The 13,523-nt window shown below is 70.4% G+C and carries 12 protein-coding genes; 11 read left to right on the plus strand and 1 reads right to left on the minus strand.

All coding sequences use genetic code 11. The annotated features are described in order from the left end of the window. The first annotated feature begins 45 nt into the window (after positions 1-45). Entirely contained in the window at positions 46-501 is a 456-nt protein-coding gene (locus tag ACNF49_RS46850) for a hypothetical protein (RefSeq protein WP_357985144.1), read from the plus strand. Between the two features lie 57 nt (positions 502-558). On the opposite strand, the gene miaB is transcribed toward ACNF49_RS46850, so the two are convergent. Next, entirely contained in the window at positions 559-2,052 is a 1,494-nt protein-coding gene (gene miaB / locus ACNF49_RS46855; protein WP_357985141.1) for a tRNA (N6-isopentenyl adenosine(37)-C2)-methylthiotransferase MiaB, read from the minus strand. Positions 2,053-2,189: 137 nt separating this feature from the next. Between miaB and ACNF49_RS46860 the strand changes: the two genes are divergently transcribed. The 10 genes from ACNF49_RS46860 to ACNF49_RS46905 all read left to right on the plus strand — a co-directional run bounded on the left by ACNF49_RS46860 (position 2,190) and on the right by ACNF49_RS46905 (position 13,488). Continuing rightward, complete coding sequence (locus tag ACNF49_RS46860; RefSeq protein ID WP_482941758.1) at positions 2,190-2,945, plus strand: amino acid ABC transporter ATP-binding protein; 756 nt, start codon at positions 2,190-2,192, stop codon at positions 2,943-2,945. A 25-nt stretch (positions 2,946-2,970) separates the two neighbouring features. After that, entirely contained in the window at positions 2,971-3,822 is an 852-nt protein-coding gene (locus ACNF49_RS46865; RefSeq protein WP_357985135.1) for a glutamate ABC transporter substrate-binding protein, read from the plus strand. 58 nt (positions 3,823-3,880) lie between these two features. Further along, positions 3,881-4,549, plus strand: a complete 669-nt coding sequence (locus ACNF49_RS46870) for an amino acid ABC transporter permease (RefSeq protein ID WP_357985603.1) — start codon at positions 3,881-3,883, stop codon at positions 4,547-4,549. Further along, a complete protein-coding gene (locus ACNF49_RS46875) occupies positions 4,546-5,463 on the plus strand; it encodes an amino acid ABC transporter permease (RefSeq protein ID WP_357985606.1) in 918 nt (305 codons plus the stop codon). The genes ACNF49_RS46870 and ACNF49_RS46875 overlap by 4 nt, the downstream gene beginning before the upstream one ends. A 151-nt stretch (positions 5,464-5,614) precedes the next feature. Then, on the plus strand, positions 5,615-6,466 hold the full coding sequence (locus ACNF49_RS46880) for a glutamate ABC transporter substrate-binding protein (protein WP_482945679.1): 852 nt from the start codon (positions 5,615-5,617) through the stop codon (positions 6,464-6,466). Positions 6,467-6,506: 40 nt separating this feature from the next. Next, positions 6,507-8,312: a S9 family peptidase gene (locus ACNF49_RS46885; protein ID WP_482941759.1), complete on the plus strand. Its 1,806-nt coding sequence runs from the start codon at positions 6,507-6,509 to the stop codon at positions 8,310-8,312. Between the two features lie 203 nt (positions 8,313-8,515). After that, the gene (locus ACNF49_RS46890) at positions 8,516-10,342 is read left to right on the plus strand and encodes an ABC transporter substrate-binding protein (protein ID WP_357985615.1); all 1,827 of its coding nucleotides are present in this window, start codon (positions 8,516-8,518) and stop codon (positions 10,340-10,342) included. A gap of 61 nt (positions 10,343-10,403) precedes the next feature. Beyond that, the gene (locus tag ACNF49_RS46895) at positions 10,404-11,441 is read left to right on the plus strand and encodes an ABC transporter ATP-binding protein (RefSeq protein WP_357985618.1); all 1,038 of its coding nucleotides are present in this window, start codon (positions 10,404-10,406) and stop codon (positions 11,439-11,441) included. Further along, positions 11,441-12,439: an ABC transporter ATP-binding protein gene (locus tag ACNF49_RS46900; protein ID WP_482941760.1), complete on the plus strand. Its 999-nt coding sequence runs from the start codon at positions 11,441-11,443 to the stop codon at positions 12,437-12,439. The genes ACNF49_RS46895 and ACNF49_RS46900 overlap by 1 nt, the downstream gene beginning before the upstream one ends. Further along, a complete protein-coding gene (locus tag ACNF49_RS46905; protein ID WP_482941761.1) occupies positions 12,436-13,488 on the plus strand; it encodes an ABC transporter permease in 1,053 nt (350 codons plus the stop codon). Before ACNF49_RS46900 ends, ACNF49_RS46905 begins: the two co-directional genes overlap by 4 nt. Positions 13,489-13,523: the final 35 nt, after the last annotated feature.

Raw genomic sequence — 13,523 nt, forward strand, 5'->3', positions numbered from 1 at the left:
CTTATCCCAAGATCGCATTTTCCTTCGCAGATCGCGGTCTCACCGGTGGCCGAGCCGTCCCCGGCGCCGCCCACACCGTCGGCGGGCCCCTGGTCGCCCGGCCCCTGGTCGCCGGGCTGGATGGAGGCCGTGCCGGCGCCCGGCCGGCCCACGACGACGGAGCCGGGCGAGCCCTCGCTCCCGCCGGTGCAGGGCGAGCCGTGGAAGGGCAGGCCCGTGGAGGGCGGGCCGTCGTCCCCGGTCTCACTCAAGGCGGTTCCGACGCGTCCGCCGCTCGTCGCGCCGCCGCGTCCGTCCCGGCGGGCCGCCGTACGCCGTCCGGCTCCGCACGCGTCCCCGCAGGCGCCGCCCAGGGAACGGGTCGTCCCCGAGCCGGACCGTCAGGCGCCTCCCCCGCCGCCGCCTCCCTCCGTACGGGCCGGCGCGCCCGACCCGTGCGCCACGTTCGACGACTTCCGCCGGCAGCCGTGCTACAGCTTCCTCGACCGCCTCCGCCGCTGACCCACGCCGAACACCCCGCCGTCCGGAAGGGGCGGCGGGGTGCGGGAACGCGGTGACTCAGTGGGCCGAGCAGGCTCCGGCGGCCGGGGCGGGAGCCGCCGGGCGGCCGACGGACGGCATGCCGAGCAGCACGCCGGGCCCCTTCGCCGGGGCGCCCTGGCGGGCCTCCCAGGCGTCGCCGGCCCGCGTGCGCCGCAGCGCCCGGACCGCGCCGTCGGCGACCAGGTGGTGGGGGGCGGCGTAGGTGACCTCGACGGTGACCATGTCACCGGGCCTCGGGGTCTCCTCGCCCACCGCGAAGTGCACGAGCCGGTTGTCGGCGGCGCGGCCGGACAGGCGGCGCGTGGCGTCGTCCTTGCGGCCCTCCCCCTCGGCGACCAGCACCTCCAGCGTGCGGCCGACCTGCTTCTTGTTCTCCTCCCAGGAGATCTCCTCCTGCAGGGCCACCAGGCGCTCGTAACGCTCCTGGACGACCTCCTTCGGGATCTGGTCCTCCATCGTGGCCGCCGGGGTGCCCGGACGGATGGAGTACTGGAAGGTGAAGGCGTTGGCGAAGCGGCTCTGCCGGACGACGTCGAGGGTGGCCTGGAAGTCGTCCTCGGTCTCGCCGGGGAAGCCGACGATGATGTCGGTCGAGATGGCCGCGTCGGGCATGGCGGCCCGCACCCGCTCGATGATGCCGAGGTAACGCTCGGCGCGGTAGGAGCGGCGCATGGCCCGCAGCACGCGGTCGGAGCCCGACTGCAGCGGCATGTGGAGCTGGTGCATGACGTTGGGCGTCTCGGCCATGGCGGCGATGACGTCGTCGGTGAAGGCGGCCGGGTGGGGCGAGGTGAAGCGCACCCGCTCCAGGCCCTCGACGTCGCCGCAGGCGCGCAGCAGCTTGCCGAAGGCCAGCCGGTCGCCGAACTCGACGCCGTAGGTGTTGACGTTCTGTCCGAGCAGGGTCACCTCGAGGACGCCCTGGCCGACGAGCGTGCGCACCTCGGACAGGACGTCGCCGGGACGGCGGTCCTTCTCCTTGCCGCGCAGCGAGGGCACGATGCAGAACGTGCAGGTGTTGTTGCAGCCGACCGAGATCGCGACCCACGCCGCGTAGGCCGACTCGCGCTTGGTGGGCAGCGTGGAGGGGAAGACCTCCAGCGACTCCTTCAGCTCGACCTGCGCCTCGCCGGCCACCCGAGCCCGCTCCAGCAGCACCGGCAGGGAGCCGATGTTGTGGGTGCCGAAGACGACGTCGACCCAGGGCGCCTTGCGGACGATGTCGCCCTGGTCCTTCTGGGCCAGGCAGCCGCCCACCGCGATCTGCATGCGCGGGTTGTCCATCTTGGCCGGCCGCAAATGGCCGAGGTTTCCGTAAAGGCGGTTGTCGGCGTTCTCCCGCACGGCGCACGTGTTGAACACGACGACGTCGGCCGTCGCGCCGTCGGGGGCCGGCACGTAGCCGGCGTCTTCCAGCAGGCCGGAAAGGCGCTCGGAGTCGTGCACGTTCATCTGGCACCCGTATGTGCGCACTTCGTACGTGCGGGCGCTCTCCTGGGTCACAGTCATGGCAGGTTCAAGGGTAGTCGTTGTCCGGCTCGCGGCAGCCGCCCCCGTCTAAAACACCAGCTTGACGGCACGATGTGACCGGATCGGTACCACCTGGTTAGTGACCAGCGTCTTAATGACCTCTACCGTTTTGGTCCATGACGGAGAACGGCGACGCCACTCCACTCGTTCAGTTGGAGGGCGTCAACAAGCGCTTCGGGGCGTTGCACGTCCTGAAGGACATCAACTTGACCGTCTCTCGTGGCGAGGTTCTGGTGGTCATCGGCCCTTCGGGCGGTGGGAAGTCCACGCTCTGCCGGACGATCAACCGCCTGGAGACGATCGACGACGGCAGGATCGTGTTCGACGGCCAGCTGCTGCCCGAGGAGGGCAGGGGGCTGGCCAGGCTGCGGTCCGAGGTCGGCATGGTGTTCCAGTCCTTCAACCTGTTCGCGCACAAGACCATTCGCGAGAACGTCACGCTCGGCCCGATCAAGGTGCGCCGCAAGGACCGCCAGGCGGCCGACGCGCGGGCCATGGAGCTGCTGGAACGGGTGGGCATCGCCGCGCAGGCGGACAAGTACCCGGCCCAGCTCTCCGGCGGCCAGCAGCAGCGGGTCGCGATCGCACGTGCGCTGGCCATGGACCCGAAGATGATCCTCTTCGACGAGCCCACCTCGGCCCTGGACCCGGAGATGGTCCAGGAGGTGCTCGACGTGATGATCGGGCTGGCACGTGACGGCATGACGATGATGGTCGTCACGCACGAGATGGGATTCGCCCGCCGGGCCGCCAACCGGGTGGTCTTCATGGCGGACGGGCAGATCGTGGAGGAGAACACCCCCGACGAGTTCTTCACCAACGCGCAGACCGACCGCGCGCGTGATTTCCTTTCGAAGATCCTCACGCACTGAGATTTTGAGGCAGGTATACATGCACATGCGTCGTTTGGGAGCGGTGGTCACGGGAGTGGGCATGCTCGCCGCGCTCGCCGCCTGCGGCGGGGACAAGACCTACGCCAGCGTCCTGGAGAAGGTCCAGGACGGCGGCAAGGTCGTGGTCGGCACCAAGTGGGACCAGCCGAGCCTGGGCTTGAAGAAGGGGTCGGAGCCGGAGGGCTTCGACGTCGACGTCGCCAAGGCCGTGCTGAAGGAGATGAACGGCGGCAAGGACGCCTCGATCGAGTGGAAGGAGTCGGCCTCCTCCAACCGCGAGCCCTTCCTCCAGAACGGCACCGTCGACATCATCTTCGCCACGTACTCCATCACCGAGGAGCGCAAGGGCAAGGTGTCCTTCGGCGGCCCGTACGTGATCGCGCACCAGGACATCATGGTCCGCAAGGACGACACCGCGATCAACACCCCGCAGGACCTCAAGGGCAAGAAGATCTGCAAGGCGGCCGGCTCCAACTCCTACAAGCGCGTCACCGACCCGCCCCCGGACGGCAAGCTCGACATCGACGCCACGACCGTCGACGCCGCCACCTACTCCGAGTGCGTGCAGAAGCTGTCGGGCAGCAACCTCGACGCCGTCACCACCGACGACCTGATCCTGGCGGGCTTCGCCAAGCAGGCCGGCGGCAACTTCAAGGTGCTCGGCCAGGGCTTCACCGACGAGAAGTACGGCATCGGCCTGAAGAAGGGCGACAGCAAGACGTGTGAGGCCGTCAACACCGCGGTGAAGAAGCTGTGGGACAACGGCACCATGAAGCAGCTGCTGGAGAAGTGGTTCGGCGGCATCCAGGGCCTGAAGCTGTCGGAGACCGCGCCTCCGGCCGAGGGTTGCAGCTAGTCACGCCAGAGGCGGCGGCCGGGATCCCGGCCGCCGCCGCTCTATGCGGTGGAGCACGATGGACGAACTAATCAAGTACCTCCCCAACCTCGCGCTGGGCTTCCTGGAGAACATCAAGCTCGCACTCGTGGCCGCGGTCGTCTCCCTCATCCTCGGGACGATCCTGGCCGGGATGCGGGTCTCCCCGACGCCCGTCCTGCGCGCGGCGGGCACGGTCTATGTGAACGTGGTGCGCAACACCCCGCTGACCCTGGTGCTGGCGTTCTCGGCGCTGGGCCTGAGCGACCAGCTGGGCCTGATCTTCTCCGACGTGCCGCGGACGAACTCGTTCTGGATCGTCGCGATGGGCCTTTCGGTCTACACGGCGGCGTTCGTGTGCGAGGCGGTGCGCTCCGGCATCAACACGGTGCCGATGGGGCAGGCGGAGGCGGCCAGGGCGATCGGGCTGACCTTCATGCAGTCGCTGCGGATGATCATCCTGCCGCAGGCGCTGCGGTCGGTCATCGCGCCGCTGGGCAGCGTGATGATCGCCATGATCAAGAACACCACGGTGGCGGTGGCCGGCGGGTTCGCCGGTGACGTGGCCGCCGAGATGAAGCTCACGTTCGACACCACGGGCGCGTCGATCCCGATCTTCCTGGGGGTGGTCGTGGCCTTCATGGTCCTCACCATGCCGATCGGCTTCCTCTCCGGCTGGCTGGCAAGGCGTCTGGCGGTGGCCCGATGAGCGCATCCGTCCTGTTCGACACACCCGGCCCGCGCGGCCGGCTGCGCAACCACCTGCTGACGGCGGTCAGCCTCGTGGCGGTCCTGGCCGTCGTGTACTTCGTCTACCAGGGCTTCGACGCCAAGGGCCAGTGGGAAGGCAAGATCTGGCAGCCGTTCCTGACGGCCGAGGTGTGGCAGGAGTTCATCCTGCCGGGCCTGCTCGGCACGCTCAAGGCGGCGGCCACCGCGGCGGTGCTCGCGCTGGTCTTCGGCGCGGTCTTCGGCCTGGCCAGGCTCTCCGACCACGCCTGGATCAGGATCCCGGCGGCCACGGTGGTGGAGGTCTTCAGGGCCATCCCGCTGCTGCTGCTGATCTTCTTCATCTTCTACCTGGCGCCCGCCATCGCCGGCGGCGGCGACTACGCCTTCATCGCCGTGGTGCTGGGCCTGATGCTGTACAACGGCTCGGTGCTGGCGGAGATCGTGCGCGCGGGCGTGCACGCCATCCCCAAGGGCCAGGCCGAGGCCGCCTACGCGGTGGGCATGCGCAAGAACCAGGTGCTGCGCCTGGTGCTGCTGCCGCAGGCGGTCACGACGATGATGCCGGCGATCGTCAGCCAGCTCGTGGTGCTGCTGAAGGACACCGCGCTCGGCTACATCATCGCCTACGTCGACCTGCTCAACACCGGGTTCAAGGTGCTGCCGGCGGCGTACTTCGGCTCGCTGATCCCGGCGGCGATCGTCATCGGCGTCATCTACGTGGCGCTCAACATGACGCTGAGCTACCTGGCCACCTTGCTGGAGCGGCGCAGCAGGCGCAGCAGGAAGACCTCGGCGCGGCCGATCGCCACCCCCGGCGCGGCGGCCGTCGGCGTCGGCACCGGCCAGGGCACCGAGGGCGGCGGCATGGCGCCCGACATCCCCGTGGAGTGACCTGCCGGCCCGGCGACGGGCCCGGCGACGAGCACGGCGGCGGGATCCCCGTCCCGCCGCCGTCTCGTAAAGAAAGCCTCAGATCTTCGCCGGTGCGGCACGCAGACCGGCCCGGCCGGGCCGCCGAGCCCACAGACTCCTGTGCGTGCGGATGCGTGGAGTCGTGGTGGCGCTGGCCGGCACGGCCGCGTTCGCCGTACCGGTGGCGTGCGGCGGCGGCGGCGCCTACTCCACCGTCGTGGGCAAGATCAGGGGCACCGGCCAGGTCATCGTGGGCACCAAATGGGACCAGCCGAGCCTGGGCCTGAAGGCCGGCCCCGGCGACCCCGTGGGCTTCGACGTGGACGTCGCCCGGTACGTAGTCGCCAAGCTGGCCCGCGGCCGGCCCGTGCGCATCACCTGGCGGGAGGCGCCGGCGGCGGGCCGCGAGGCGCTGCTCCAGAACGGCACCGTGGACATGGTGTTCGCCACCTACTCCATCACCGAGGCCCGCAGGCCCAAGGTGACCTTCGCCGGCCCGTACGTGCTCGTGCACCAGGACACGATGGTCCGGGCCGACGACGCGTCCATCCGCGCCGTCACCGACCTGCGGGGCAAGCGCGTGTGCCAGGTGCCGGGCTCCAACTCCTTCAAGCGCGTCGCCGACCCGCCGCCTGACGGCAAGCTCGACCTGCCCGTCGTGGCCGTGCCCGCGGCCAACTACTCCGACTGCGTGCGCAAGCTCAGCGACAACCAGCTGGACGCCGTCTCCACCGAGGACCTGACCCTGGCCGGCTTCGCCCAGCAGGCCCCCGGCCTGTTCCGGCTGCTCAACGACCCCTTCACCGACGAGCGGTACGCCATCGGCCTGAAGAAGGGCGACATCGTGACCTGCGAGGCCGCCGAGCAGGCCGTGGTCGAGATGTGGCGGGACGGGACGGCCACGCGGCTGCTGCGCAAGTGGTTCGGCGACACCGGGCTCAACCTGCCCACCTCGATGCCGCCGCAGGAGAGATGTTCTTGATCGCGCCCCACGGCCCCGGATCTTCGGGCAGGATGCGGGTATGCCTTTCTGGCCGTCCGCCATCTCCGCCCGCGACGTCGCCGCCGCCGGTCTGCGGCCCGGCTGGCCCGTCGCCCAGGGCGGCCGGGTGTGGTGGACCGAAGACCGTCCGGGCGAGGGCGGCCGCACCGCGATCGTCCGCCGTGAGCCCGACGGCACCTGCCGTGACCTGCTGCCCGCCCCCTGGAGCGCCCGCACGAGGGTCCACGAGTACGGCGGCCGTCCCTATGCGGTGACGCCCGGCGGCGACGTGGTCTTCGCCGGTCTGGCCGACCAGCGCCTGTACATTCTCGGGCAAAACGGCCAGCCGAAACCCCTCACCGCCGAGGGTTCCCGCTACGCCGACCTGACCGTCCGCGACGGCGAGGTCTGGGCGGTGCGCGAGCGCCACGGCGAGCACGGCAAGATCACCCGTTCCGTCGTGTCGATCCCGCTGGAGGGCGGCGAGCCCCGGGAGCGGGCGTCCGGCCACGACTTCTACGCCTCGCCCGTCCCGTCCCCCGACGGCGCCCACCTGGCCTACGTCTGCTGGAACCACCCCCGCATGCCCTGGGACGGCACGGAGCTGCGCGTCGTCCGGCTGCGCGACGGGCAGACCCGCACGGTGCTGGGCGGCGAGGCGGAGTCCGTCCTGTCGCCCGCCTGGAAGGACGACGCCACCCTCTACCTGGTCTCCGACCGCTCCGGCTGGTGGAACCTCTACGAGTGCGGCCTCGACGGCGCCGCGCCGCGGGCGTTGTGCCCGGCCGAGGAGGAGTTCACGCAGCCGCCGTGGCAGCTCGGCGGCGCGCCGTACACCGTGCTCGCCGACGGGCGGCTCGCGGTCCTGCACGGGCGCGGTGACCTGCGGCTGGGCGTGCTCGACCCGGCCACGGGAGCGCTCCACGACCTCCACCTGCCCTACACGGGATGGCAGGCCGCCCTCGCCGCCGACGGCATGTCCGTGACGGGCGTCGGCCACGCCGCCCGGCTGCCGCGCTCGGTCGTGCGGGTCGACGTCGCCTCCGGGCGGGCCGAGCCGCTGGCGGGGGCCGACGAGCGCCTGCCCGACCTGTCCGGGCAGCCCGATCCGCGGCCGGTGGTCGTGCCGGGCGAGCGGCCCGTCCACGCCTTCCTGCACCAGGTCGCCGAGGAGCCGACGCCGTTCGTGGTGTTCGTGCACGGCGGCCCGACCGCCCACGCCGACACGGCGCTCGACCTGGAGAAGGCGTTCCTGACCTCGCGCGGCATCGGCGTGCTCGACGTCAACTACGGCGGCTCCACCGGCTACGGTCGCGCCTACCGGGAGCGGCTGCGCGGCCAGTGGGGGCTGGTCGACGTCGCCGACACGGTCGCCGCCGCCCAGTGGCTGGCCGACTCCGGGCTGGCCGACCCGGCCCGGATCGCGGTGCGCGGCGGCAGCGCGGGCGGCTGGACGGTGATGGCCGCCTGCTGCCGCTCCGGCGTGTTCGCGGGCGGGGTGTCCTACTACGGCGTCAGCGCGCTCGCGCCGCTCGCCGCGCACACCCACGACTTCGAGTCCCGTTACGTCGAGTGGCTGGTCGGCGACGACCCGGCCGTCTACGCCTCCAGGGAGCCGCTCGGCCTGGTCGACGGGGTGTCCTGCCCGATGCTGCTGCTGCAGGGGCTCGACGACCCGGTGGTGCCGCCCGAGCAGTCGACGGCCTTCGCCGACGCATTGTCCGAGCGCGGCGTCTCCTGCACTTATCTCGCTTTCGACGGCGAATCCCACGGATTTCGCCGATTGGAGACGCGGGTCGCGGCCCTGGCCGCCGAGCTGGCTTTCTACCAGCAGCTATTCAGTTAATGTCGCGATCTCCAGACAATTCCCGTACTGAATCAGCATTACCGACCAGTCGCTAGTCGCAAACAGTTACGTAACCGACCTCGACAGTCTTCCTCCGGCATGGGTTGCTCGTCTCAGTAAACGTGGGGCGCGCGTCGCGGCCACGACACGCGCCCCAGCTGTGCCAGCCAACAACACCCCCATCTCGGCACGAGGGAGGCCAGATGGCCAGCTTGCGCCATCTCAGCATCATCACGGTGGCGGCGGCAACTCTGCTCGCCACCTCCTGCGCGACGCAGAACGGAACCAGCAAATCCGCTCCGCCCCCCGCCGCGAGCCAGAGCTCGGGAAGCGCCGTCTCGGGCGGCACGCTCAGGCTCGTGGGCTCGGGCGACGTCGACCATCTCGACCCGACCAGCATCTACTACGTCGTCACCATCGCGATCATGCGCGGCTACTCGCGCCAGCTGTACGCCCTCCAGGGCGTCGCGGCGGGAGCCGACACCACCAAGGGCTACGAGGTGCTGCCCGACATAGCGACCGAGCTGCCCACCGAGGCGAACGGCGGCCTGAGCGCCGACAAGCTCACGTACACGATCAAGTTGCGCGACGGCGTGCAGTGGGACACCCAGCCGCCGCGGCCGGTGACGGCGGGCGACTTCGTCCGCGGGTTCAAGCGCATCTGCAACCCGGTGGCGGGCTCCGGCGCGCCCGGCTACTACACCAGCACGATCAAGGGCATGGCCGAGTACTGCGACGCCTACATCAAGGCGTTCGAGAAGGCCAAGCCCACCGCCAAGGCCCTGGCCGACTTCCAGAACGGCCACGACATCGCCGGCGTGCAGGCCAAGGACGACAAGACGATCGTCTTCACCCTGACCCAGCCGGCCGGTGACTTCCTCAACATCCTGGCCCTGAACTTCGCCTCGGCCGCACCGCAGGAGTACGACCAGTACGTCCCCGACGACGCCACCTTCCGCCAGCACGTGATCTCCAACGGCCCGTACAAGATCGCCTCGTACGTGGCCACCAAGTCGATCCGGCTGGAGAAGAACCCGGCCTGGAAGCAGGAGTCCGACCCGATCAGGCACCAGTACGTCAACGCCATCGACGTCAAGATGGGCGTCGGCGAGCCCGACGCGGTCCAGCAGCAGATCGAGGCCGGCAGCGCCGACCTGTCATGGGACCTGCCGGTGCCGACCTCGCAGATCCCGCAGCTCAAGAGCAACGACCCCAACTTCACGATCTTCCCCGGCGCGGTGACGAACCCGTACGTGGTGTTCAACCTGCAGAGCAAGAACGCCGGCGGGGCGATGGGCAAGCTCAAGGTCCGCCAGGCCATCGAGTACGCGATCAACAAGACCGCCATCGCCAAGATCTACGGCGGCGCGGACGTCGCGACCGCACTGCACACGGTCATCCCACCGGGCAACATCGGCTACCAGGAGTACAACCCGTACCCGACGCCTGGTGACCAGGGCGACCCCGCCAAGTGCAAGCAACTGCTGAGCGAGGCCGGCTACCCCAACGGGCTGACCCTCATCGGCGCCTTCCGCAACGCGGGCAACCACCCGGCCAACTTCCAGTCGTACTCGGCCGACCTGAAGAAGTGCGGCATCACCGTCAAGGGCCTGCCGCTGCGCCAGGGCGACTACTACACCTACCTGCAGACGCCCTCGCACGCCAAGAACAGCGAATGGGACCTGTCGGCCCCCGGCTGGATCCCCGACTGGTACGGCACCAACGGCCGCGCGGTCATGCAGCCGCTGTTCCAGACCAACTGCAACCCCGGCACCAGCAACTACGGCTGCTACAGCAACCCCAAGGTGGACGACCTGATCAAGCGGGCGCTCGCCGAGACCGACCAGGCCAAGGCCGCGGCGCTGTGGCACGAGGCCGACCAGACGGTGCTGGGCGACGCGGTGATCGTGCCGCTGAACAACCAGAACACGCCGCTCTACAAGAACAAGCGGGTGCAGAACGCCCTGTACCTGCCGTCGTACCAGGTCTATGACGTCACCAACCTCTGGCTGAACCCCAACACGCCTTGACGACCGGCGTCCCGCGGGCGCGCCGGCAGGCGGGCCCGCGGGACGGCCGCGAGGGAGACATATGAGCCTGCTTGAGGTAACCGACCTCCAGGTGTCCTTCCCCACCTCCGACGGCGTGGTCCAGGCGGTGCGGGGGCTGTCGTTCACCGTCGACCGCGGTCAGACGCTGGCGATCGTCGGCGAGTCCGGCAGCGGCAAGACCGTGAGCACCCAGGCGATACTCGGGCTGACCCCCGACGCCGACATCTCCGGTACGGCCCTGTTCGAGGGCGTCGACCTGCTCGGACTCGACAACGAGCAGCTTCGCCGCATCCGCGGCGCGGAGATCAGCGTGGTCTTCCAGGACCCGCTGACCAGCCTTCACCCGCTCTACAAGGTCGGCTGGCAGATCGAGGAGCTGATCCGCGTCCACAATCCCGGCACCCGCCGCGCGGAGGCCAGGAAACGGGCCGTCGAACTGCTGGGCCTGGTGGGCATCCCGCGCCCCGACCGCCGGGTGGACGACTACCCCCACCAGTTCTCCGGCGGCATGCGGCAACGGGCGATGATCGCCATGTCGCTCGCGCTCAACCCCAAGCTCATCGTCGCCGACGAGCCGACCACGGCTCTGGACGCGACCGTCCAGGCGCAGATCCTCGAGCTGATCGGGCGGGTGCAGGCCGAGTTCGACATCGCGCTCGTCCTCATCACGCACGACCTCGGCGTCGTGGCCGGCATGGCCGACGAGGTGCTTGTCATGTACGCCGGGCTCGTCGTCGAGCGGGCCGACCGGCGCACGCTCTACTACCAACCGCACCACCCGTACACCAAGGGCCTGCTGGAGTCGATCCCGGGCAGCACCGGCGACCGCGGCGGACGGCTGCGGCCCATCCCCGGCTCGCCGCCGAGCCTGATCGCGATCCCGTCCGGGTGCGCCTTCCATCCGCGCTGCCCGTACGTGATGCCGGTCTGTTCCGCCGAACGGCCGCCGCTGGCCTCCATCACGGGCGCGCGCGGGCACGCCTCGGCGTGCTGGCTGCCGCACGAGGCGATCGGGCTCGGCGCGGAGGCCGAGGCGCTGCGCAAACGGGCGGTGCACGGCACGGCGGAGGAGGCCTGATGCTGCTCGAAGTCGAGAACCTGGTCAAACACTTCCCCATCACCAGCGGCATGCTGATCAAGCAGACGATCGGCCAGGTCAGAGCCGTCGACGGCGTCAGCCTGTCGCTGTCGCCCGGCGAGACGCTCGGCCTGGTCGGCGAGACCGGCTGCGGCAAGTCCACGCTGGCCCGGTGCATCGCCGGCCTGCATCCCATCACCTCCGGCAGCGTGCGCTTCGACGGCGCCGACATCACGAACCTGCCGCGGCGCCGGATGCGGCCCTACCGGCGCGACATCCAGGTGATCTTCCAGGACCCGTACGGCTCGCTCAACCCGCGCCGCCGGGTCGGCTCGATCATCGCCGACCCGCTCGTCATCCACCGGGTGCAGAGCGGCCAGGAGCTGCGGCGGACCGTCCAGGAGCTGATGGAACGGGTCGGGCTCAACCCCGAGCACTACAACCGTTTCCCCGCCGAGTTCTCCGGCGGGCAGCGGCAGCGCATCGGGGTCGCGCGGGCGCTCGCGCTGCGGCCCCGGCTGATCATCTGCGACGAGCCGGTGTCGGCGCTCGACGTGTCCATCCAGGCCCAGATCCTCAACCTGCTCAAGGACCTCCAGGACGACTTCGGGCTGACGTACCTGTTCATCGCCCACGACCTGTCGGTGGTGCGGCATGTCAGCGACCGGATCGCGGTCATGTACCTGGGCAAGGTGGCCGAACTGGCCACCGCGGAGGAGCTGCACGCGGTGCCCCGCCATCCGTACACGAACGCGCTGCTGTCGGCGACCGCCGTGGCCGACCCCGACGAGGCCGAACGGCGGCACCGCATCATCCTCACCGGCGACGTGCCCTCGCCGATCGACCCGCCCGCCGGCTGCCGCTTCCATCCCCGGTGCCCGAAGGCACGCGAACGCTGCTCGGCCGAGGAACCGCTGCTGGTGCCCCAGGAGCACCTGGTGGCCTGCCACTACCCCGTCGAGGCGGGCGAGGACCTGACCGCCGGGAGGACCGCATGACTCTCACGGAGATCCGCCCCGACGTCGTCGCCGACCGCACGATCGCCGGACGCAGCCCCTGGCAGCTCGCCTGGGCGCGGATCAGGTCGGACCGGGTGGCCCTGATCTCGGGCATCGTCGTCGTGCTGCTGTGCCTGCTGGCCCTGACCGCGCCGCTCATCTCGGCCTGGAACGGCCACGACCCCGACGAGCAGTTCCGCGACACCGGCATCACCGACCAGGGCCTGCCCGTCGGGCCCAACGGCGAGTTCTGGTTCGGCACCGACCGCCTCGGCCGCGACCTGTTCATCAGGGTCCTGTACGGCGCGCGCGTCTCGCTGCTCGTCGGCGTGGTCGCGACCGGCGTGGCGGCGCTGATCGGGGTCGTCATCGGGCTGCTGGCCGGGTACTACGGCGGCGTCATCGACACCATCCTGTCCCGGCTCATGGACGTGGTCCTGTCGTTCCCGTACCTGATCTTCGCGATCGCGGTGGTGTCCATCGCCGGGCCCTCGCTGACCGCGACGATCGGGGTGATCTCGTTCTACTCCTGGGCGGCGATCGCCCGCGTGGTGCGCGGCCAGACGTTGTCGCTCAAGGAACGCGAGTACGTGGAGGCGGCCCGGTCCATGGGGGCCGGCGACGCGCGGATCATGTTCGTGGACATCCTGCCGAACCTGCTGGCCCCCGTCATCGTGCTCACCACGCTGCTGGTGCCGGCCGCGATCGTGTTCGAGTCCACCTTGTCCTATCTGGGGCTCGGGATCGTTCCCCCTACCCCGTCCTGGGGGAACCTGCTGAGCGAGGCCCAGGGCTTCTACCGGGTGGCGTACTGGTATCTGGGGTTCCCGGCGGCCTCGCTGCTGATCACGACGCTGGCGTTCAACCTGGTGGGCGACGGGATCAGGGACGCCATCGATCCCCGGATGGAACGGCTGTTCAGCCGCCGGCGACGGCGGAACCGGCGCGCGGCCTCTGCTCCGGCGTCCGCGCCCGCCGCTGGGGGATCCGCTGCCGCCACCGGGGGATCCGCTGCCGCTGCTGGGGGGTCCGATGCCGCTGCTTCATGACCGGGGTGGGATGCCGGGGTTGCTTCAGGAGGTGG

This window comes from Actinomadura sp. ATCC 39365, assembly GCF_054392275.1.